Origin of the sequence: Flavobacterium cupriresistens, from assembly GCF_020911925.1 — a bacterium.
In the GTDB taxonomy this organism is placed as follows: Bacteria; Bacteroidota; Bacteroidia; order Flavobacteriales; family Flavobacteriaceae; genus Flavobacterium; species Flavobacterium cupriresistens.
The window spans coordinates 3,226,159-3,251,607 of sequence record NZ_CP087134.1 but is presented as its reverse complement, the minus strand read 5'-3'; the positions used below and the strand labels follow the sequence as shown (position 1 = coordinate 3,251,607).

Below are 25,449 nucleotides of genomic sequence, written 5' to 3'. Positions count from 1 at the left end.
CAGCATTTTAACTCTGCTATTCGTTAATCAAAAAATAAATCTTATGAAAAAAACTATGCTTGTACTACGGTATGTTTTTGCCGTAATTCTTTTGCTCTTTGGTGCAATAGGAACATACGCTATGTTAACAGAAGGCTATAATCCGCAAAGTGAAGGTATCCTCTTATTCGGGAAAACTTTTCGTGATTTGCACAATGCCATCATGGTGAGCTATTTGGGAGTCTTTGTCCGTTTGTCACAACTGTTTGTTGGCATTTTACTATTAACAAAAAAATATTGGTGGATTGGTTTGTTATTCTATCTTCCTTTCGCTGTCAATATCTTTTTGATCCATGTAATTCATGATAATCCACCAGTACATCCGGGATTTTTTGCTTCGGGAATGGTTGTATCGATCTTGAATTTTATCTTGGTTTTCTATGAAACCGGTCGCTTAAAGCAATTGGTAGTACACTCACAAAGCAAGTAAACAAGATGGCCACAAATCATATCGTTTACGAAGCCTTAATTGTCGGATCGGGATTTTCGGGCATTTCAATGGCTATTAGCCTAAAAAAGCGCGGAATAAACTCTTTTATTATTCTCGAAAAAGCAAAAGATATTGGAGGTACTTGGAGAGACAATACTTATCCGGGAGCAGAATGCGATGTGCCCTCTGCCCTGTATAGCTATTCTTTTGAACCTTTCCCTAATTGGAAGAAAAAATGGTCCGATCAGCCGCAAATTCTCGAATATCTTAAATTCAATGTTGAAAAAAACGGATTACAAGAGCATGTTCAAACTGAAAAGGAATTTTCGTCTTCCTCTTTTCTTGAAAAAGAAGGGCTTTGGGAAATAAAAACCAAACAAGGCGACACCTATACTGCCCGATTTTTGATCATGGCGGTCGGTCAATTGGATCATCCAAAAATTCCAAATTTTAAAGGAAAAGAAATTTTCAAAGGAAACACCTGGCATTCGGCAAGATGGAATCATGCTATTGATTTAAACGGAAAACGGGTAGCCGTAATAGGTAACGCCGCCAGTGCCATACAGTTTATTCCGAAAATTGTTTCACAGGTACAAGCGTTGACTGTTTTTCAGCGAAGCGCCAAATGGTTATTACCCAAGAAAAACTCCCCATACAGTAATAAAGACAGGCATTTACACCAAAAATACCCTTTCCTGCTTCATTGGGCACGTCATTCGAATAACACTTTCAACGGTTTGTTCTACCATTTGATGGGTCAAAACAAATTCTGGAAAAAGGTTTGGCAAGGAGTAAGTATGAGCCATCTCAAAAAAGCAATCAAAGATCCGGAATTGTTAAAAAAGCTAACACCAAATTACCCTATGGGCGCAGTCCGTGTTCTTTTGTCCGATGACTATTACCCGGCTCTGGCAAAAGAGAATGTAACTGTAAACGATGAAGGTATTTCTCATTTAACAGAAGATGGCGTTGTCACCTCCTCAGGAAATAAAATCCCTCTGGATGTAATTATATATGCTACAGGTTTTGAAAGCAATCCTTTTTTGAAAGGACTGGATATTTGTGGTTTGAACGGAAATTCTATAAGCGATGCATGGGAAAAATCTACAGAAACTTATCTTGGAATCACCACAACAGGTTTCCCCAATTTCTTCATGATGTACGGTCCAAATACAAATCTGGGACACAGTTCTGTCTTACTCATGGTAGAAAGTCAGGCGCATTATATCTCTGAATGTCTCCGTCTGATTTCAGAAAACAAATTGAAATACATGGACGTAAAACCTGACTCCCAAAAAGGATTTACAAATCAGGTGAATGAAAGAATGAAAAAAACGGCTTGGGCTCAGGTAAAAAACAGCTGGTACAAAAACGGTGATGTTATCGTCAACAACTGGCCCGGCAAAGCCAAAGAATATCAAAAACTCACAAAAGAGGTAGACGAATCTGCCTACACCTTTTGCTAATAAAAATAATTCATCAATCAACCAAACAAACAATACTGACATGGAAAAAAGTCATCCCAAACTTGCCCCCAACAAATCAGATCATCAAACCATTGAAGAGGATTGTGTTTGCCTCATTGATTTTCTGATCGAAGGGAGTATAAAGTGTCCCAACAAAATAGTATTCAGTGATGTAGATAGTACCCTTCATGAAGCTCCCCTAACCTATTCTGAATTTTTATTTCAGGTACAGACTCAGGCTCAGATTTTTAAAAGTAAGGACGTAAAAAAAGGCGATCGTTGTCTTTTGATTTTTGATCAGGGCATTGAATTCATCATCGCTTTCTTCGCCTGCCAGTGGATTGGAGCTATCCCCGTGCCACTCAACATGCCCGGACGATTAAAGCCTTTGGACAAATGGGAAAATATCGCCAAAGAATGCCATCCTAAAGCAATCGCGACCAGCGAAAAAAGTGCTTCCAGACTAATTCAAAGTATAGGCAGGTCAGAACTCCTCAACGGCACATCGTTAATTAAGGTAAAAATCACTGCCGCAGACCAGTCCGAAACTCATTTTACAGCTCAACCGGATATACATCCTACCGCATTTTTGCAATATACTTCAGGCTCCACCGGGAATCCTAAGGGAGTGGTTGTAACACAAGATTCTTTGATACAAAATTCAAAAGGGTCGAAAAACGACATGAATTTCACTTCTGAAAGTGTGCTGGTAAGCTGGCTTCCCTTCTATCATGACATGGGACTGATCTTATTTATAGTTCAAACCATTTACAACGGGAGTACGCTTTATTTAATGAGACCCGAAGATTTTATGAGTAAACCCCTTAATTGGGTAAATGCACTCAGCAAATGGAAAGCTACACATACGGGAGGTCCTAACTTTGCTTATCAATTGGTTGCCGATAAACTTGTGCAACTGCATAATGAACTTAAAGCTACCAACGCTACAACAGAAATTTCACTAAAAAACCTGAAAGTATGCGCCTCCGGTGCTGAACCAATTCGTTTTCAGACTATTTGTAATTTTCAAAATGCGATTTCGTTGTTTGGCGCCAGCAATCATGTAATTTCTCCCGGTTATGGTTTAGCAGAAGCTACTTTAACCGTTTCTGTAATTAAAGAAGGTGAAAAGGTAAAATGGTTAAAAGTTGATAAAGAAGCGCTCAAAAACAATACTGTAATCCTTCAGGAAAGCGGTTTTATGGAAACCGGACAGGATTTTCACGAAGAAGAAGGAGCTGTTTATCTCGTAGCAAACGGGCAAGTAATTGACAACCACGATATCAATATTATCGCCATTTCTGATCTGGAAACAGCATTACCCGATTCGATCTCCAAACTCAAAACACAATCTCCCTATGCTATTGGTGAATTATGGTTCTCAGGTCCTTCTGTGACAAATGGGTACTATGAAAACGAAAAAGCAACCTCCGAAAGCTACTTCAACTCCTCTTCCGATAACACTACTTATCTGCGAACAGGTGACTTAGCCTTCAAAGATGACGAAGGACAGATTTATATTGTCGGTCGAATTAAAGATCTCATTATCATAAGGGGCTTAAACTATTATCCTCAGGATTTAGAACGCAGCTCTTATTATTCACATCCTGATTTAAGGATTGATGGTGCTGCTGCTTTTTCTATGAACAAACAAGGAAATGAATGTTGTTACATTGTTCAGGAATTAACCCGTAATGCAGTACTGTCTCCTAAATTTGATGAATATACGAAAGCAATTCGCACTGCTGTTTTAAAAGAACACGGAATAGCAATAGAAGCCATTCTTTTTGTTTCTCCTATGCATGTTCCCCGAACTACCAGCGGAAAAATTCAAAGACGACTTGCAAAACGCACTACCGAACTCGAAGAATGGCCCAATATTTTACATGCCTCTCATTTAGGTGCAACGGTATCTAAAAAAGAATCGGATTCCGCCCAAACTGATCTTCAAGAGCAATTGCTACAGCAGATTACCGGAGAATTACAACATTTTCTCCAAACCAGAGTCGATAGTTACACCATTGACGAAAGACGTACAATACCGCCCTATATCATGACCGAGTTTGCCCGTATGGGACTTATGGGGCTTATGGTTTCGTCACAGTACGGTGGTTTAGGATTCAATCTGAGTCAGACAAGTCGCTTTATAGAAATTATCTCATCGGCAGATTTAACGCTGGGATTATTCGTGAGTCTTCACAATGTACTCGGACTGCATCCTATCGCACGGTTTGCAAAAGAAGAAATCAAGGAAAAAGTTGTTCGGGAACTGGCCACCGGAATAGGAACAGCCAGCTTTGCGCTAACGGAACCAGGTGCGGGAAGTAACCCCAATGCAGGTAAAACTTTTGCTCAAAAACAACCGGATGGCAATTGGATTTTAAACGGTGAAAAATGCTGGGTGGGTTCTTCGTCATGGGCGAGTTATCTGACCGTGATTGCACATACGGAGGATCAAAATGGTAAATACCTCGGACAATCCGCCTTTTTAGTACCACAGGGAACACCGGGGCTGAGTCATATTGAGGAATGCATGACCATGGGAATGCGTGGTTCCGTACAAGGACATTTTGTCCTGAACGATGTAAGTATTCCGGAATCACATATACTGGGCGAGATAGGTAAAGGAGCCGAAATTCTTCAAGAAGTCGTATCAATGGGGCGCATCGGGATTAATTCTATGTGCATCGGAATCTTAAAAACCGTTTTATCCAGATCAAAAAGATGGGCCGAAAACAGAAAAATCAATTCTGGATACCTTATTGACCAACCTGTGGTACTTAAACAACTGAATCAGTTGTTGTCCGTTCTCGAAATAATCGAAACGTACCAATCAAAGCTTTTAAAATGGAAAGATCAAGGACTGCTTCTACCTGATATGCTTATCAGTGCCGGAAAAGTTTTTTCGACAGAAGAAACCTGGAAAGGCGTTGATTTTCTAATGCAGATCACTGCCGCCAGAGGTTATTCAGAACACAACGGTATTTCGCAGCTTTTCCGTGATGCTCGTGTGTTGCGAATTTTTGAAGGTCCCTCAGAATCGTTAATTGCTGATTTGGGAGGACGTTCCGATGAAACCATCAGCGAAACATTAAACTTCCTGATCATGCAAGATGTTGCAATCAACGCAAAAATTCAAATAGAAAAAATACAGCTTGTAAAACAGCAGTTCGAGCCTAACAAAGTAGGTTATGATGGGCAACACGATCTTCAAAAGAACAGAAAGTTTGCCAAATATGCTTTTGGTGAAGTACTAGCCTGTCAATTGATTTTGTGGATGTGTGGAGACGATATTTCATCCCAAGCAAAAAAATGGATCGAGAAAAAAATCACAACGCTCACAGCAGATGCACTCGAATTTGATACAAGTCTGCTCGTTAAACAGCAATTTGAAGCTCAATTCAATCATTTACTAAAAGACCATCAGACCATTTACACACAACCTGCGCTTACTGATTCTGCTATGCGCTCCCCTTTTCGGGATTTGCGTACAATCGAAACACAGAACTTTATACAACAAACAGAAGACGAAGGCTACATTAAAAATAATACAACAAGTAAAGCTCCACTTTTCGCCAACAGCGCTTCTGCTGTAACGCAAAGTACCCCTCAAGTGTTGTTAAAAAACAAGGCTATTAAAGAAATGGAGTCCTGGATATACAATTGGTTAGAAAAAGAAGCAGAAATCGAAAGCGGGCACTTTGCCTCTACCACTTCTTTTTCAGAATATGGGCTCGATTCTTCCTTATCCATCCGTTTTATAAGCGACATCAATTCGTGTTACGCAATTCATATAGAACCGTCCATCATTTGGAGTTATTCAACGGTAAGTGAACTGGCCACCTATCTGTGTGAATTTGAAATCAAACCTTCTGAACTCACCGTTATAAAAGAGAATGAAGAAAATGGTGTAGACGATGCCTTTTTGAAAGGACTATTGGAAGATGAAATAAAATGATAATCAAAAGCAAAAACATATGAGCAACGTCAATAAAAATAAGATAGCTGTCATTGGTTTAGATTGTAAATTTCCGGGACAATCCGATGGTCCTGATCAATTTTGGGAAACTCTTTTGAATAAAAAAGACGGTATAATCCCAATACCGTCAGATCGTTGGAATCATTCCTACTATTATGACGCACAAGGTGGCAAAGGAAAAACATTTGTCGATCGCGCCGGTTTTATTTCCGATGTATTTGATTTCTCTCCACAGACCTTTGGCATGTCCGAAAAAGAAGCTGCCGACATAGACCCGCAACAACGTCTGTTGATCCAATCTTCTTGGAACAGTATTCAAAATGCAGGTTACAAAATTGATTCTATAAAAGAAAAAACAGGCGCTTTCTTTGGTTTGAGCTATCGTGATTATTATGATTTCGATATTGCTCCAAATGGTGTAAACGGTTTTACGCCCGCTAATCCATTGGGGACTGTCAATGCAATTGCAGCAGGCAGGGTTGCCTATTTATTGGGATTAAACGGACCTGCTATTCAACTTGACACTATTTGTTCTTCTTCGCTCATGACCTTGCATCTGGCCTGTCAAAGTCTTCTAAATAAAGAATGTGACTATGCTCTTTCGGGTGGTGTTAATTGCATACTATCTCCTCATGCTTTAGTTGCCTTAGCACAGATGGGGGCTTTGTCAAAGTCAGCCAAATGCCAGGCTTTCTCTAAACATGCAGATGGTTACATTCGTGGTGAAGGCGTAGGAGTTCTGCTCCTTAAAAGACTGGAAGATGCAGAACGCGATGGAGACTATATTTACGGCACTGTAGAAGCGACAGCCACCAATCATGATGGCCGCAGTAATGGATTAACCGCGCCAAATGGCAAAGCACAGGTAAAACTTATAGAATTCTGTCTGGAAAAAGCCGGACTTTCTCCCGAAGACATCGGTTATATCGAAGCCCATGGTACAGGTACATATTTGGGAGATCCTGTTGAACTTGAAGGCCTTAACCAAGTGTTTGGAGCTTCAAGATCACCTCTAAATCTGCTTTATGTAGGGTCAGTTAAATCTAATATTGGACATCTGGAACCTGCTGCAGGAGTCGCTTCGTTAATAAAATCATTGCTGATTCTTAAAAACAACTATATCCCTGCCGGATTACACTTAGAAGAACTGAATCCCGGTTTTAAATGGAATGAAAAACCCATAGAACCCGTTAAAGAAAACAGAGCTTGGGAAAGTGATGAAAAATTTATTGGTGTAAGTGCCTTTAGTATGACAGGGGCCAACGTTCATGCCATACTGGGTAAGGCTCCAGAGCAAACCGAAATTTATTCAACTGATGTATCTGCTATGAAGTGGCCGATTCTCATTTCCGCACAAAATGAAACCACATTAAAACAATATATTTCTTCCCTTCTAAACAGTATAAACCAAAACACTTCTATCGCATCACTATCCAATACATTCCTAAACGGACGTGAAGTATTTGAAGAATCGATTTATGCTTGCTTCGATACCACTGAGCAACTTATTCAGGAATTGGAAAAACATCAAAATGGATTGCAAAATGTTTTTGAGAAAGTTTCTCTGAAAAGAAAAAGAAAAAACAATCAGGTGGTTTTGAACATCGGAAACTTTACCGACTTCAAACCCGAATACCTTCAAATCTGGAAAAAGCAAAAACTATTTGCCCCATCCCTTACAAAAACGGATCGTATCCTGACCAATTTACTTGGCAAATCACTATATGAACTTGCAGCCCATCCCACTACGGAAATGGAACGAAAAATTAATAATTTTTCGCAGGCTTTTATATGGTCAGATACTTTGGTGTCTGTATTAAAAACCGATGTACTATTCAATACATCAGGCGAAGGTGATTATCTGGGAGCTGTTTTCAGTGAATTGATAAGCTTTGAAGAATCTTTGCTGCTTTTTATTCTGGAAAATGGATTAAAACGGAACCAACTGCTTGACAAAATTAGATTCCGCACCGAAAACAATCATTGGGACAAATCAGCAAAAGCCTCCAACAAAGAATTTTGGCTTGATAAAAAAGAAGATGCTTCAGCAAAGGCGATCACATTAAATATCCTCAATGATACAACATCTCTATCTATAACTCAAACCGAAACAGTTGGTCAATTACCTGATTTTCTTCTTTACAGTTATGCAAAAGGAGTTGAAATGGAATGGACACAACTTTTAGGAAACGAACTCTTCAAAAAAGTTTCGCTCCCTCCAGCGCCACTTGCCACTGCCACTTACATTTCCGAATCGTATAAATTCAATAGCAGGAAAGATCCGGCAAACTTTCAGAACGCAGGAAAAAGTAATGTTATCGCTTCTATTTTACATCATCAATTAGAGCATGAACAAAGTAACCGAAAAAGCTTTAATTCCTTTTTTAGTCCTGAGCAAGATTTATTCATTAAAGACCATCTGGTTAACGAAACCTATATTTTTCCAGGTGCCGGTTACCTTTCGATGATTTGCGAAGCTTTATTTTATCTTAAAAAAAGTCATCAGATCAAGCTAAAGAACGTGCAGATTTTTCAACCAATGAGTTTCAGTTCATTGACCGAAAAAAGAGAAGTAAAATTGGATTTAACTTATGAAACAAAAAATACCGAAGAACCTTTTTCTACAAGCGGCTCTTGGGAAATTAAGAGCCGAAAAGATCAGGAAGAATGGGCCATTCACATAAAAGGCAGTTTCGGAATTCGTTCTGAGGCTCCCTTGTTTCAAAGTGAAAAAACAGAATCTACGCCTAATGAGACCAACTTAACTCCTGTCGATACAGCTGTATTTTACGATTCCTTAAACAATTGGGGAGTACAATATGGCCCTGAGTTCCGTCTGATTAATCAACTGCAATCTGATGAGCGCAGCATGAAATCTGTAGTGAAACAGGATACCGCGACAATGAATTTATTTGCTTCTCCGGAACTACTGGATGCTTGTATGCACGGTTTATTTTCTGCAAAAACATTTGAACATTTTTCGGAGCCTTTTGTCCCGTCCCGTTACGATGAAATAAATTTCTATCAACCCCTACACGGTACTATTCATGCCTCAGGAATACTCTTAAAAATGGAGTCTGATGCTATGAATGCGCAATTCAGTTTCTGCGATCCTGAAGGCAATATTCTATTGGAAATTACATCAATGGAAGTCCGCAAAATCTTAAGTGAGTTCTTACAATCAGAAAAAGAAAACGAAACTGTTTATCAAGAAAAGTGGCAAAAACTTGACATTGTCAACAACCAGCAAAAAGCAAATACTGATAATCAGTCCGCTTCAAAAGACAGCTGGATTTTTCTAAATGCAGAACAAGCACAACAGTCGTTTTCAGAAGTGATTAAAACCGCTGTCAACGTTCCCCAAATTGCTCTACTTGGGCAAGAAAGTAGTACGATATTGGATAACAGTATAGGGGCATTTAAAGATATAACCGAGCTGCTAAAAAGTCTAAATAACAACGAGCAGCAGTTAATACTATTTGCTCCTCCTATTGAGGATATTAAAGGATTGTCTCAAATGTTCACTTTATTCAAAGACTTGCTTTTGAATCTACCACAAAATCTAAATTTCAGATTGTGTACCATCAAAGGAATGGCAATCCATTCAGAAGAGCAAGTTAACCCTTTTCACACAGCCCTATGGGGACTGGCCAGAACGATGCCTATAGAAGGAAAACAAAAATGGAAGGGTGTTATCGATATCTCCTCTATTAATGAAGCTCCTATGCTATTGGATTCACAGTTCAAAACTATCCTTGCTACACATGATCAGTTGGCATTAAGAGAAAAAAAATTCTATACACCCATCCTGACAACCGAAATTGATTCTTTGTCCGACAACTTACAACCAAAAGGAGACTGGGCTAATCCTGTTCTAATTACAGGTGGGCTAGGACAAATGGGGCGTGTATTTACAGAACAGCTGGTTCAACTGGGATGTAAAAAAATCTATCTTCTTTCGCGCAATCCAGCCTGGCTTGAGATTGAAGACAGTCAGACAGACAACTTCAACCTAAGTCAATCGCAACTTGAATTTCGCGAGTATATTAAGAAATGTGAAGCCAAAGGTATCTCAATTTCTGCCGTTAGCGGAAAAGTAGATTCTAATGAAGATATGGCTGCAATAGCCGCATTACTAAAAAAACAAGGTATTGACGCCATTAATCTGATTCATGCTGCAGGAGCCGTTACCCGAAATAAAGTGGTTGATGCCACATCTGAAGAACTGGAAACAGAATGGAAAGCCAAATACGAAGGAGCAATACAACTAGACAAACACTTCGGCCCTTTTAATGTCGGATTTACTTTGTACACTTCTTCTATTGCTTCGCTCTGGTCGGGAGAAGGTGTAGCCGGTTATTCAAGTGCCAACTTATTATTGGATGGTCTGGCCGTTAACAGGAATCTTGAAGGAAAAAGAACTCTTTCGGTTCGATTCGGAAGATTTGCCGAGAAAGGTTTGATGAAAGAACATGAAGCGCAAGAGCTGGAAACATTAGGTATTTTGACATTACCCATGTATGCTGCTGTCGACAACGCTTTGGAACTTGCTGAAAAATCAACACTCACCACTCCAAGCATCATGCAGGTAGATTGGCAGCGCTTTAGTTCGCTTTATCAACTTCTGAACCGCAATCAATTTCTATCCCTATTGGCACATAAGAACACCACTTCTGAGGGTAATGCTGAACCCAATTTTAGTTACAGTCCGGACAAACCTTTACAAGAAGTCATCAAAGAACTGGTAGCTGAAGAACTGGAGATTGACATCCATGATGTGGATTCTACAATTCCGCTTTTTGAATTAGGCCTGGACTCTGTTGATTCCCTTAGCATACGTACAACTTTAGAAAAACTTCTGAAAATCAAATTATCAGTAAGTCTTATTTACGACTACAATACCGTTGATCTCCTGAGTAAACATCTCGAAGAATTAACTCAAAAAGTCTCAGATCCAACTGTTGAAAGTAAAAAAGAAAAAAGCGAAGAAGAACTTTTACAACTTTTACTTGAAGAACTTAACTAGTATAAAACAGAATTCCAATGGAAAATAACAATACAGTAGATCGTTCCGATATTATAAAAAAAGCGCTCGAAGAAATCAAAAGATTGAAGAAAAAAGTAGCAGAAAACCAAACTTCTCTTTTTGAACCAATTGCGGTCGTGGGCTTGGCATGTCGCTTTCCAAAAGGTGCTAACACACCTGCAAAATTCTGGAAAGCCTTGCAAGAACAAAAAGATTTGATAGGACCTGTACCTGAAAAACGGGCAGATCATTCTCTTGGCGGAGCATGGGAAGGAAGTCCTTTTCTAAAAGAAGCGGGTTATCTCGAAGAAGATATCGAAGATTTCGATCATCGTTTATTTCGCTTTTCTCCCAGAGAAGCAGAACGCACAGATCCTCAGCAACGATTATTCCTAAAAGTCTGTTGGGAGGCTCTCGAAAATGCAGGTTACGCCCCTGACTCCTTGCGAGGCAGTAAAACGGGAGTTTATGCAGGTATAATGCTCATGGAGTACATGCAGCAACTCACCTCTGAGCGAAAACTTACCGCTCAGTTTGATCCTTATGATGTTTCCGGAAACGGATTCTCCTTTTTGTCGGGCAGGACCAGCTATTTTTTTGGCTTTCAAGGTCCCGGCATTACAACAGATACCGCGTGTTCGTCCTCGTTGGTAAGTATCGATCAGGCTTGCAAAGGCTTATGGATGGATGATTGCAAAATGGCGCTCGCCGGTGGAGTGAATCTACTGCTTTTTCAAGACTCTACAGCTTTATTTTCTTCCTTGAATATACTTTCACCGGATTGCCGTTGTAAATCGTTTGATGCAGCAGCAAATGGAACCGTTCGCGGAGAAGGATGCGGTGTAGTTGTCTTAAAAAAGCTGTCTGATGCCTTGCAGGATGGTGACCACATTCATGCCGTTATCAAGGCTACGGGTGTAAATCAGGGTGGATTATCTTCGGGACCAACTGTGCCACACGGGCCTTCACAGGAAATGCTTTTAAAAGAAGTCTGGAAAAAAGCCGGTCTCAGCGAAACGGGCCCGGACTACATTGAAGCACACGGTACAGGTACTGAAATTGGTGACCCTATCGAAATGAACTCCATTATCCATTTACTGCCTAAAGAACGTAAAACACCCGTATTTATAGGAACGGTTAAATCAAACCTCGGACATCTTGAGGCCGCTGCAGGAGTAGCGGGATTTATTAAAACCGTTTTGGCATTAGAAAATAAAAAGATTCCGGGCAACCTGCATTTCAATACCCCATCCGGTCATATCAACTGGTCCGAATCCTGTATTGAAATCCCTCGCCAAACAATAGAATGGAACAAATCTCAAAAACCACGAACAGCCGCTATTAGTTCCTTTGGTCTAAGTGGAACCAATGCACATATTGTATTGGAAGAGTACGAAACTGCCATCACACCTGCACAAGAAAAAACAGCTTATCCCGAACGCCAATGGCCGCTTCGTTTCAGCGCACGAAGTCTTTCCTGTATAAGAGATCAATGGATTGCTTTTGTTGCTTTCCTTAAAGAAAACGAAAACTGGAGTATGGATCAATTATCCTATAGTCATAACGTTTCCAGAGCCGATTTTAAAGAAAAACAGGTAATCTGGGCCGCTACTAAAGAAGAAGCCCTGCACATTCTGGAAACTGCTCTTGCCGATGAATCGGATGAAGTTCCGGTTAAGAATCTGTGGAGAAATAGTGCTGACCTACCTCAGGTAACTGATTCCTCAGAAAAGAGCTTACAAGAGATTCGCTTTTCAGACACTAAAACAAATCCGGATCTGGAACAAGATGTTTTTGCGGACTGGGTGAAAGGAAAAAAAACCGACTGGAAATCCTATTACCGCGGATCTGGTCTACGAAAAATTAATATTCCGAATTATCAGTTTAGGGAAAAAGTATTCGGTTTGAAAACAATCCAAAGCTAGGGAGCAGCATTTGTACAACAAAACAAGATCACCTCTACAAACTATACCATGACAACTATAGAACAAATACCACAAAAAATTACCCTTAAAAATATTTCAGAAGCTTTTGAATATCTGCAAAAGAACCTGATGGAAGAGTTGAAACTCGATAAAGACGAGTTGGAAGAACTTGAAGACGACGAAAATCTGTACACCTTGGGATTAGACTCCATTTCAATGACCGATCTAACGAGTCGTTGGAAAAGAGAATTGGGAATCGAAGTAAAAAACACCGATTTTTTAAGAGAGCCAACTTTGGAAAGCTGGGCAGCCTTTCTTATTGAAAAAATAGAGGAACAAAACAATCCAACTTCTTCAGGGGACGCTACATTACAATTGTATCAAAACGATGAAAAACATCGCTTCGAACGTTTCAAACTTGGTGAAATACAAAATGCCTATCTCGTAGGCAGAAATGCAGAACTCCCGTGGGGTGGCATCAGTTGCTATGGCTATTTTGAAATGAACACAAAAGACCTCAACTTAAATGCTTTGCAACTAGCTGTAAATGCTTTGGTGAAGAGACATGAAATGCTTCGGGTAAGAGTCGATGAAAACGGATTCCAAAAAATCCTTCCGGAAATGACCTATACCCTTCCTGTTTACAAGTTGGAAAATAATCCCAATTTGCAAAACCACCTTGTCAGCATTCGGGAACAAATGGCCAATCAGATTATGCAGCTCCACAATCCTTTGTTTGATCTTAGGGTAAGTGAAATGAATAATAAGGAATGGCGCATTCACTTTGGTATGGATTTTATTGCCAGTGATGCCTTGAGTCTTCGTTTGTTTTGGAGAGATTTATCGATTTTATATTCACAACAAATAGAAAATACTACGGTTAAAATACCAATGCCGGAGATTAAAGCTTCCTTCCGCGATTATCTTCAATACGTTGAACTCCGCAAAAAGTCCGACCGTTACGAAGGAGATAAAGCGTATTGGCTAGGCCGAATAAACAATTTACCTGCTCCACCTAAATTACCGGTAAAAAAACAAATCAGTGAATACGGTCATACCGCAAAAGAATTTACCCACTTTGAACAAACCTTTGAAAAAGAACAATGGGACAAATTCTGTAAACATGCAGCACAGAAAAAACTAACCCCGACAGCCGCTTTAATGAGTATCTTCTCAGAAGTACTCTCTGCCTGGGGAGCGGGACAGCATTTTGGATTGATGCTGACTGTTTTTGAGCGAGATCCCGTTCACCCCGATATTGATAAAGTAATTGGTGATTTCACTCATTTGTCGCTTTTGAGTGTAAACTGTCTCAAACGAACCGTTGGAGAAAATGCACAAGCATTGCAATGGCAAATGCAGGAAGATCTGGAACACAAAAGTTTTTCTGCTATTGAAGTAGTAAAGGAATTAAACCGCGTAAACCCATCTGCTGACCTTTTTTATCCGGTAGTATTTACCAGTGCACTAGGTTTAAGCAAAGACGAAAATGATTTAGGGGATCCTTCTGTTTTTGGTGAAGTCGGTTATTCGTCTTCACAAACACCGCAAGTCTGGTTGGACTCCCAAGTGATGACCAAAAACGGAAATATGGTCGTGGCATGGGATGTTTTAAATACCATATTCCCCTTTGGACTTGCAGCGGAAATGTTTGAAACTTATACGAATCTGATCGAAACTGCTGTTCAGGAAATCTCTTTTTGGGAATCGACACTAGATGACCTTAGACCTGGGCAACAGCGCTATTTACATGGATTAGTAAACCAAACACAATACAGTTATCCGGAATACCTACTGCACGAGCAAATTCTCGAACATGCAAAAGAAGACCCCAACAGGGAGGCTATCGTGTTTAAAGAAACGAGCTATTCATACCAACAATTAGTTGAAAAGGCCAATCATATTTCGGCTGTATTGCAAAAAAATAACATACCGAAAGGAGCCCGAATTGTAGTTCAAATGCAAAAATCTTTTGAATCTGTTGCGGTAATTCTCGGTATCGTACAATATGGTGCGGCTTATATTCCAATGTCACACAACAATCCACAAGCCAGAACTGTTGAAATTATTCAGCAATCAGAGGCACATGGTTTTATCACGGATCAGGAATTTGAACTAAACGAAATTCAAACTAAAAACTTCCTGCATCTCAAGGAATCAGACCTTACTTGGGGAAAAATTGATTTTGAACAACCTGTTATTCTTCCTGATGATATTGCTTACATCATCTTCACCTCGGGATCAACAGGAAAACCTAAAGGTGTCGTGATCAGCCACAAGGCAGCCACTAACACTATTTTAGATGTTAACAAACGTTTTGGTGTCAGCAAAGATGATGCAGTTTTAGGCGTTTCTGCTTATAGCTTTGATTTGTCTGTTTATGACATTTTTGGAATCCTGGGGATAGGCGGAAAACTTGTAATCCCAACAGAAGAGGAACGTATAGATCCTAAAGAGTGGAAATCACTCCTTATCAAACATCAGATTACACTATGGAATTCTGTTCCGGCACTGTTCAATATACTACTGGACTCGCTTTCTGACTCGAACACGATTCCTTTAGAAAAGGTCTTTTTATCAGGCGACTGGATTCCCCTCTCTACTTTTGACCGAATGAAAAAACTGTTACCGGAAACAAGTCTGGTGAGCATGGGTGGAGCCACAGAAGCTTCAATCTGGTCCAATTTCTATGAAGTGAAACAAATCAAGGAAGACTGGAGCTCTATTCCTTACGGTTACCCGCTTTCTAATCAGGAATTTTACATTTTAGATGAATCGGGGCGTCCCTGTCCATCGTTTGTAAAAGGAAAATTACACATCGCCGGAAAAGGCCTTGCCGTAGCCTATTGGGGTCGCGAAGACTTAACCCAACAAGCATTTTATGTTCATCCTACCCTACATATTCGTCTGTATGACACTGGTGATTACGGACAATATATTGAAGAAGGAATTATAGAATTTTTAGGTCGAAAAGACGATCAACTAAAAATCAATGGTTATCGAATTGAAATTGCCGAAATCCAAATGGCTTTTCAGAAATGCAATCCTACTTTAGATCCTGTTATTCTTCCTATTGGAGAAAAAGCAGCCAACAAAAAACTGGTGGCGTATGTGAAAGCAACTGTGGAGACTTTTTCGGAATCTGCTCTTAAAAAACAGTTGGCAGCATACCTTCCACCCTATATTATTCCAGACAGCATCATTCCGCTGGCAAGCTATCCGGTAACAAACAATGGGAAAATTGACCGAAATAAACTTATTCAACTGGCCACTGAAAAAACAGTAGCGCATTCAGAAAAATCGAATGCTGAAAAAAGGCTGAAAAATAATCAAAACCAATACGGCGCTGTACATCCCGTACTAAAAGTCGTTCGCGAAGTTTTTGACTTACCTGAATTAAGCGTACAGGATCAGTTTAGCGAATTGGGAATTTCTTCTATAGACATTATTCGCCTTGCCAATCAATTGGAAACTTCTTTTTTGGATCGTCCCGCAGTAGGTGATATGGTGAGACTGGATTCAACAGCAGAACTCATTGCTTACTATGAGGAAAAAGACATTCACTTTGAAGAAATTGATTCTGTCAACGCTCAGATAGTTTCCGGTAACATGCAGGCTATTCCGCCTCAGTTTCTACTTTACACACCGGAACAAATGAAGTACCTCAACGGGTTAAAATTCATTGACAAACTAGACGACAGACAATCGTACAAAAAAAGCCGCGTAGCAAAACGCAAGGATCTCGCTTCCAACAATCGAATTTCTTTGAGTGAAACAAAAACAACAGATTTACCTGGCGAATGGAGAAAAAGCTACCGTAGTTTCCTTGATAAAGTAGTTTCCTTTGAAGAATTTAAAGGCTATTTAAACCTTTGCTCAGCTCAGGCGATGGATCAAAATCATCGCTTCAACTATGCCTCTTCCGGTGGCATATATCCGGTACAGATTTACCTGACTGTTTTTAAAGATAAAGTAGAAAATGTAAAAGAAGGTTACTATTATTTTGACCCGTACAGTCAGGAACTTGTGCTTATTTCGAGTGAAAATGTTATCTCACCAACACAACTTAACTTTAATCATCAGTGGTTGGAACAAGGGGCTTTTGCTGTACATATGGTGGCGGACATGGAAGCCGTTTACCCGGTTTATCAAAAAGAATCACTTAAATTCTGCATGCTCGAAGGTGGTCTTATTTCACAATTATTAGAGTCAGACGGAGCACATTATAATATAGGATCGTGCCAGTTGGGCGGATACGATTTCGAACAAATCAAAGCGTATTTGAACCTTTCTGTACAGCATTTTTACATTCATACACTCATAGCCGGAGCAATCGATTTTCAATCTGAAAAAGCGGCTATGCAAACAGCGCGTGAAACTTTGGAATGGCAAAAACACATCCACATTCTCAATTCCTTAGTAGCCGAATGCGACCAAAAGAAAGTACAACTTTGGGTAGAAGAAGGTAAATTGAAATTTAAAGCCCCCGAAGGAGCACTTGACAATGAACTGCTTGAAAAGTTAAAATCCAATAAAACTTACTTAATCGCCTATTTGCAATCCGAAACTTTTAAGGAATATCAAAAACGCCACGAACGATTTGATCTGACTCCTATACAAGCTGCCTTTCTAATGGGCAGGGACAACAACTTTGAGTTAGGAAATGTGGGCTCACATTATTACAGTGAACTAAAATGGCCTCATTTGGATGTAGCTAAATTAGAAAAAGTAGTCAACCAGATCATTAATCTGCACGATGCACTGCGCACGGTCATTTACGAAGATGGTACGCAAAGAGTTTTACCGGGGCAACCTGAGTATCACATTAAAATTTCAGATGAAAAGCCTCAAAAAATAAGGGACCAACGTTCACATCATAAATATCCTTTAGGTCAGTGGCCGATGTTTCACTTTGAAGTGAGTCAGGTCAATACGGCCGATACTATTTTACATCTGAGCGTTGATTTACTTTTATTGGATGCCTGGAGTGCCGATCTGCTGATGAGGGAAATTATTAAAGCCTATCAGGATCAGGCGGTCAAAAAACCGAATTATACTTTCAAACAATATATTGCTGATGAAAAGGCATGGCATTTGGAACATACACAATTTATTCAAAAGGCAGAAACTTACTGGGCTTCTAAACTCAAAGACATGCCTGCGGGACCAGCTTTACCGTTTAAAAAACCACTTTCTGAAATTGAACAACCACAATTCAAAAGGTACACCTTTGCTGTTTCAGATGAAGCAATTGCGATTTTAAATACAAAAGCCGGACATTATAAGCTAAGTGCCACTGCCGTATTCGCAACCCTTTTTTCAAAACTGTTATCCCACTGGAGCGGCGGAAAAGCACTCACTTTAAACATGACCCTTTTCAATCGTTTAAGCCTGCACCCTGATGTAAACGAGGTAATGGGAGACTTTACCAATGTGGCTTTGATTTCTTATTTCCCGCATCACGATGCGACCTTCTTAAATGAAGCAGCCGCCATACAAGAACAAATATGGCAGGCGGTAGAACACAGAGCCAAAAACGGATTGGAAGTCTTACGTACTTTAAACAAAAACAATCCCGGGAAAGCAGTTATGCCGGTAGTTTACACCAGTTTGTTAAGTAGTGAGTCAGCCGACATTGAAAACAACTTCTTCCCAAAAGGGGTCAAAGAAGTGTATGCGGTAAGTCAGACGCCACAAGTGGTAATCGACCATCAGATCTACCGACGAGGCGATGAATATTTAATCAATTTAGATGTGGTGGAAGAAGCTTTTGATCTGCAACAACTCGAAGAAATAATCGCCCTGTATGAAACATGGGTACATCAAATTGCAAAGGCCGAAACCTGGGAAATCCAACTTCATTCAACCTCACTTATAAATCAATTTTAGCAACCCAATATAGATTAAAAATACATGGACACACTACAAAAATGGTTTCCCTTTAATCACAAAAAAATAAGGGAGGAAAATGAACAAAACAGTTCATTCAATGCTTCAGAAGAATGCATTCAGGTGTTTTGTTTTCCTTCGGCGGGCAGTAGCGCCAGTTTGTACAGAGCTTGGTGCACCGCTACGAAAAATGTCGATGATATCGATTTCATTCCGATCGAAATTCCGGGGCGTGGTAATCATATTACGGTACCAACTGCCGCGTCAATCAACGAATTGGTAGAAAGTTTCTTAACTATTTTTTCAACCGTGGTAAGGCAGCCTTACATTTTATACGGACACAGTTTTGGCGCAGTAGTGGCGTTTCAGGTCGCTCATACCCTTCAGGAAAGAGGATATCACTTACCTGAAAAACTTATTGTGGCAGGCCGTCACGCTCCACACATGAAAGACCCAAACCCTCTGAGCAGTGTAAGTACTGATCAGGAAATTATTGAGGAAATTAAAAAAATGGGAGGCACTCCCGAGGCCGTATTGAGCCATCCGGAGATGTTACAATTTACCCTTTCGCAATTGCGCGGAGATTTGCGTACGCATGAATCCTTTAAATACAGAGGGCAAAAACTTCAGATTCCGATAGAAGCGCATTGCGGTACTGAGGATGATGCTAATAAAATGATAGTGGAATACTGGAAAGAGGTGACAGAAGAAACCTTTACGGTTACAGAATTTGAAGGCGATCACTTCTTTATTAAGTCCTTAGGTGACACGTATCTTAATTTTCTGATTCATACTATTTTAAAAACAAAAGAGTCACTTACCTAATCTATTTCAAATGACAACTGATTTACTTCACAATACAACAACATCGCAAATCATTCCTGATGGTGATTGCTATATAGAAAAAATTCAGCTCTCTTCTGTGGTCTATAAGGCACTTCAAGAGAAATTGAAGCAACAAAACCAAACACTTGAGCTCGTTTTGACGCTTACTGTCCTACTCTCTTTAAGAACTTGTCTGGATCTGACAGATCAGGAAGAGGGTGAACAGATTACGCTCTTTAGTAAAAATGATTTCTGCTCTATCCTACTCAATACGTTCTCGGAAAATACCGAATTTAATCGTGATTTTCAGGACCTCTGTACTGATCTTCAGAATTCCATTGCAGCAAATACAGGCAAAACGGTAGCAACAACTAACAGCAATTTTTTACTAATACATCAAGAGGACACGTCTGATTTTAAAATCCCGGAAGTTACGCCTGCCGTCCTTATTACAATACTGGTTGCTGAAACCGTACAAATCAACTGGCAGGTTAATCCTGAATTTTTAAGCGAAAAAAGAGTAAAATCTTTAGCTCAAACACAGGAACGTTTACTTAACTGGGTATCAACAGCGAACTTGCAACAATCAGTACCGGATCTTTTAACCGAGCAAGAAAGAAAAGTCAGAGAGCAAGTAAATCAAACCGCAACGGTTATTGAGCCGCAACTTATTCATCAGGCCTTTTTTGAGCACGCGCAAAAAAATCCACAGGATATTGCACTCAACTGGGAGAACAATCAATCCTTTCAGATGAGTTACGGTGAACTGGCAAACACAGCTTTAAAACTATCGCGTACTTTAGTCGACAAAGGAGCTGAACAAGGCAGTCGTGCAGCGATTGTATTACCCAAAGGTCCGTCTCAGATTTTTGCTGTTATGGGAATTTTAGGAAGTGGTTCACTCTATATTCCAATAGGTGTAGAACAACCTTCAGGACGACAAGAAAAAATCTTTAAAAAAGCCGGAGTACAGTTTATTGTGACTGATACTTCAACACTTTTAAATTTTCCGCATCTCAAAGATTTAGCACAAGAACAGAATATTACTCTTATCAACCTCGATGAAATAACTGAAGTAAAACCGTTAGATACCCCCGTAAATTCAAGTGTTGACCAACTGGCTTATATCATTTTTACTTCAGGATCTACCGGTGAGCCCAAAGGTGTTGAAATTACCCATGCAGCCGCCTGGAATACCATTCAGGATATTAATAAAAAATTTAAAATAAGTGCTTCGGACAAAGCTTTGGCCCTATCTGCGCTGGATTTTGACCTGTCCGTTTATGATATTTTCGGACTCTTGGCAGTAGGCGGATCCTTGGTGTTAATTCGTGAAGAAGACCGAAAAGAAGCTTCTCTATGGCTGCATTTGGTTGAAAAACACAAAGTGACCCTTTGGAATTCAGTTCCGGCACTTTTTGATATGCTGCTTGTCACTTCTTCGACAGAAAATGATTTATCGAGCCTTCGTTTGGTATTAGTCTCAGGAGATTGGGTCGGATTGGATTTGAAAGACAGAATGAAAGACAAATCTCCTAACTGCCAGCTCATTGCCTTAGGAGGAGCAACTGAAGTATCAATCTGGTCTAACTTTTTTCCTGTGGAAGAAGTAAAAAAAGATTGGAAATCAATTCCATATGGAAAACCACTTTCCAACCAAAAATACCGCGTCGTTAATCACATGGGTATGGATTGTCCTGATGAAGTTATCGGTGAATTATGGATCGGAGGAAAAGGCGTTGCTTCAGGTTATACCAACAACAAAGAGCTAACAAACAGTCGCTTCGTTACCGCCAATACCGAAAAATGGTATCGCACAGGTGATCTTGGACGCTATTGGGCGGACGGTAATCTGGAATTTTTAGGTCGCGTCGATCATCAGGTAAAAGTAAATGGTTTCAGAATCGAATTGGGAGAGATAGAAGCTGCTCTTAAAACTTTTCCCGGTGTGACTCAGGCTACAGCAATAGTACTTTCCATCAATCAATCTGCACATTTGGTTGCGGGAATAGTCGGTGAAAAAGTTCTTTCTACTGATGGTATTGATGATTCCTTATTGCTACCAACAAGCTCCCCTGCTGCTCAAGAAGAATATGACCTTCAAAAACAAATAGTAGCCGCTTTTCTATACGAACTATTAGATTTATCAAAACATACACAAAAATACGTTGCAAATAATTCTGTTAATTCTGTTTCAAATCAACCGTTACCACTTCAATTAATACAATTGCGAGCGCAACTTATTACAGCATTAAACATTGCTCCTGAGCAAAATTCGGTAATTGATATGTGGCTCAATTGGTTGCATGCTGAAAATATTTTAACAGTGAATGACGATCAGCTTTTTTTCATTTCGGAATCTAGTCCAATCGATAATAGTGGCACCTTCTTTAACAACTTTAAAGAAAAATTAAGCGAACGTAAACCGTTGCTTCGTCAAATTCTGTCCAATACGATTCCATCCGTCTCTTTGCTGGATGATGAACTATTGTCTCCCGAAGTATTAAGCACACACGACAAAGGCACGCTGAAAGGAATTGAACGTATTGCCGAAAAAATCAATCAGGAGCTCGCTCCATCTAAAAAACCATTGAAAGTGGCTATCCTTGGTGGTCGCACTGGTGTGCTAACTGAAAAACTACTTCAGGCCATTCAAAACAATGAAATTGAATTTTCTGTAATCGATGAAGGCCGTGCCATGGTTCGCAGTTTTACGGAGCGACTCTCAGAAGCAGGTTATCACGTAAACGGAATTGAACTAAAACACAATCAGGTACCTGAAGAATATTGGTATCATTTTGATTTTGTAATTAGCCTTAACACCTTGCACCGTTTTCCTGAACCCGATCAAGGCGTGTTTATAAGCAGCTTGCTTTTAAAGAACGGAGGGCGTCTTTTAGCTCTCGAAGCCGAACTATTGATGCCGATAGCATTGGTTAGTTCCGGTGTAATTGATCGTGGATTTCAACACTTCAATCCGCAACGCAGAGAAGTTTATAGCCCTATGTTAAATGAAAAATCATGGCGGAACTATTTTCTGAAAACAGGTTTAACCAAAGTTCATACTGAAGTTATTCCCGATTCATCTACAATAGTATACGATACTCGCAGTCCTGAAAATCGTCCTCAATTAAAAGAAAGTACTATACTCTCTCACATTCAGGCATTACTGCCACCACACATGACACCCGAGAAACTGGCTATCCTTCCGTGGATGCCCTTGAGTGCAAATGGAAAAGTAGATCGAAAGTCGTTTACAGAACTCATAAGGACTATGATTGAAGCCGACGTTCGAAAAAGTACAGAAGACTTCGAAAAACCAATCGGTGAAATGGAAGAAGCTATCGCTGGCATCTGGAAAGATTTACTGGCATTGGAAGCCATAGGCCGAAATGATGTCTTCTTTGAAATTGGAGGCGATAGTTTGTCGGCTACTCGTTTTCTCACAGAAGTAAAGAAACAATTCGAGGTGCAATTATCGCTGAGAGAATTGTTTGGAGCTACTTTAAAAGATACTGCCGGCAAAGTGCAAATAGCACATTTGAAACTACAGCAGGAATTACAAACCATGGAAATAGGAGAAATTTAAGATGATAGGAATAATTGGAGGTTACGGAGAAGTAGGCCATCATGCCTGCCTTACCTTACAGCAATATGGTATTGGCCCATTAAAAATTGGAGGGCGCAATCCCGAGAAAGGAAAAGCAAAACAGTCGGATTTTTTACCCGGGACAGTCTGGGAAAAAGTAGATGTAGAAAACGACCAAAGTTTGTCCGATTTTATTGTCGGTTGTGATTTGATATTAAATTGTGCTGCTCCATCGCATCGTTATTCGAGACGTATTGCTAAAATTTGTTTACAGCATAAAGTCAATATGGTAGATGCGGGAATAGACAATAATTATGAAAGTAATCCGCTCGATACAGGAGAAAATGTAATCGTTTATGCAGCCGGAGCCACTCCCGGATTTTCGGGACTTTTCCCTGTTTGGTTTGCCCAACAGTTTCAAAAAGTTCATTCGCTGCTTAGCTATTACGGTACTTCAGGGCAAATAACTCCTGCGGGTGCAGAAGATTATCTGGAAGGGTCACTGCATTCTAATAATGTCCCTCGTGCCGCTTGGAGAAATGGTGTAGTTCCAAATGTATTGTCACGTAAAAGTGGCGTAAAACTACCTTTTTTTCCGGGAGAGATTACCTTATTTCCCTTGTTTGACGATGAAACACAACTGGTAGCCAAAAGACTTGCACTCGAAAACGGCGAATGGTATGCCGCTGTAGAAGGCGAAAAATCAATTGCAGCACTCGACAGCGCCAGCTTTGAATATAAAACAAATCCCAAAGCGATGATTGAAAAATTGTGCTTTGCTGTAGAAATGGATACGCTGGGAAGAAGTCCATATTTTATTCTCATGGTTCAATTAAAAGGAGAATCCGAAGGTCTGGAAAAAACACAAACAGCAGTTTATGAAGTCAGCAAAATTATTCCGTTCTGTGGAAAAATGGCCGCGATAATTGTAAAAGCAGTATTGGAGGGCAAAATCTCTCCCGGATTGCATCACACCGCTTCCATTGAAGATGTCAATTTTGTCATGAATCATCTTGAAAAAACGGACGCGACGCATACCATTCAAATCATTGACCACTCCATTGAAGAACTTTCATTTGAGGAGGAAGGAACCTTATAAACATTTCAAAAAAATGAATACTAACAACGGAAATTATAAATCAGGGAAAATAAGAACAGTAGTTTTTGGCTCTACTTTTGGGCAATTTTACCTCGAATCACTCAGCAATCTGAATGATGACTTTGAGATCATTGGCCTAATTGCGGGTGGAAGCGAACGATCACGAAAATGTGCTGAAGCTTATGGCATCCCTCTTTTTAATGATATCAGAGAAATAGATCCCAACGATATTGATCTGGCCTGCATCATCCTGCGCTCGGGCGTGATGGGCGGTAAAGGAACCGAGTTTGCGCTTTACTGTATGGCAAACGGAATTCATGTGCTACAAGAGCACCCCATTCACCACAAAGATTTGACTACCTGTTTACGAGCAGCAAAATTAAACGATGTCCATTTTATAACTGGTAATTTATACCCGCATCTGCCTGCCTTTAGACGGTTTACTGAAGTAGCAAAACATCTTTTTGAAACCAAAGAAGTGGTTTACCTTGATATTGCGCTTGCTACTCAGGTCTCTTTTCCATTGGTTCAAATGATGATTGCGCTTTTACCAAACCCGAGACCTCTTAAAATAAAAAATGTTCTTAAAGATTCAGGGCCTTTTCAAGTACTTACAGGCGAATGGGGAGGCCTCCCTTTTACCCTTCGTGCTCATAACGAAGTAAATCCAAACGATCCTGATAATCATCAACATCTACTGCACACCATTTCCATCGGATGCTCGGGAGGCACTTTATCGTTGACAGACACTCACGGGCCGGTTGTATGGAAAACCCAACTCCATATTCCGCATAACGAACTTTTGAAAAATGTTTCTCCAGAGCAACAGCTCAATGAAAAAAGTACCTTGGTTCTGGGACCTGAATTCCCGCCAAGTTATCAGGAAATACTTCAAAAGCAGTGGCCAAGAGCTATTGGAAAAGACTTGCAAATGATGAAAAGTTTCATCACTGGTGAACAAAAACCGGAACAAAGAGCACACTTAGAATTGTTATGTACCAAACTGTGGCACGACTTAACGCACGCTTTAGGAGCTCCAACGTTAAAACCTAATGCCGTGTACCAACATGTAGAAATAAACACACTAAAAGAACTAGCCGATAAAATCCCGGCCGAACCGGAAGAAATAAGTATCTACTAATCCGGCTTAAAAACAAATACTATTAATAACTCCACTATTGT

10 protein-coding genes are annotated in these 25,449 nt (G+C 40.0%); all 10 read left to right on the top strand.

Annotation, left to right across the window (positions count from 1 at the left end; genetic code table 11):
- The first annotated feature begins 43 nt into the window (after positions 1-43).
- From LNP23_RS13895 to LNP23_RS13850, 10 genes are read left to right on the top strand one after another with little or no spacing between them, the layout of a single operon-like run.
- Entirely contained in the window at positions 44-469 is a 426-nt protein-coding gene (locus LNP23_RS13895; RefSeq protein WP_230001659.1) for a hypothetical protein, read from the top strand.
- 5 nt (positions 470-474) lie between these two features.
- Positions 475-1,935, top strand: coding sequence for a flavin-containing monooxygenase (locus LNP23_RS13890; protein WP_230001658.1), 1,461 nt, complete (start codon positions 475-477; stop codon positions 1,933-1,935).
- Positions 1,936-1,975: 40 nt separating this feature from the next.
- Positions 1,976-5,893: an AMP-binding protein gene (locus LNP23_RS13885; protein ID WP_230001657.1), complete on the top strand. Its 3,918-nt coding sequence runs from the start codon at positions 1,976-1,978 to the stop codon at positions 5,891-5,893.
- A 19-nt stretch (positions 5,894-5,912) separates the two neighbouring features.
- Positions 5,913-10,940, top strand: coding sequence for a beta-ketoacyl synthase N-terminal-like domain-containing protein (locus tag LNP23_RS13880; RefSeq protein WP_230001656.1), 5,028 nt, complete (start codon positions 5,913-5,915; stop codon positions 10,938-10,940).
- 17 nt (positions 10,941-10,957) lie between these two features.
- Positions 10,958-12,865: a type I polyketide synthase gene (locus LNP23_RS13875; RefSeq protein ID WP_230001655.1), complete on the top strand. Its 1,908-nt coding sequence runs from the start codon at positions 10,958-10,960 to the stop codon at positions 12,863-12,865.
- A 48-nt stretch (positions 12,866-12,913) separates the two neighbouring features.
- The gene (locus LNP23_RS13870; protein ID WP_230001654.1) at positions 12,914-18,754 is read left to right on the top strand and encodes a non-ribosomal peptide synthetase; all 5,841 of its coding nucleotides are present in this window, start codon (positions 12,914-12,916) and stop codon (positions 18,752-18,754) included.
- Between the two features lie 24 nt (positions 18,755-18,778).
- Positions 18,779-19,579: a thioesterase II family protein gene (locus LNP23_RS13865; protein WP_230001653.1), complete on the top strand. Its 801-nt coding sequence runs from the start codon at positions 18,779-18,781 to the stop codon at positions 19,577-19,579.
- A 10-nt stretch (positions 19,580-19,589) separates the two neighbouring features.
- Positions 19,590-23,168 (top strand): amino acid adenylation domain-containing protein, encoded by a 3,579-nt coding sequence (locus LNP23_RS13860; protein WP_230001652.1) that lies wholly within the window; start codon positions 19,590-19,592, stop codon positions 23,166-23,168.
- Position 23,169: 1 nt separating this feature from the next.
- Positions 23,170-24,267 carry a saccharopine dehydrogenase NADP-binding domain-containing protein gene (locus tag LNP23_RS13855; protein ID WP_230001651.1) on the top strand — a complete coding sequence of 366 codons (1,098 nt, stop codon included), beginning with the start codon at positions 23,170-23,172 and terminating at the stop codon, positions 24,265-24,267.
- 13 nt (positions 24,268-24,280) lie between these two features.
- On the top strand, positions 24,281-25,408 hold the full coding sequence (locus LNP23_RS13850; RefSeq protein ID WP_230001650.1) for a Gfo/Idh/MocA family oxidoreductase: 1,128 nt from the start codon (positions 24,281-24,283) through the stop codon (positions 25,406-25,408).
- Positions 25,409-25,449: the final 41 nt, after the last annotated feature.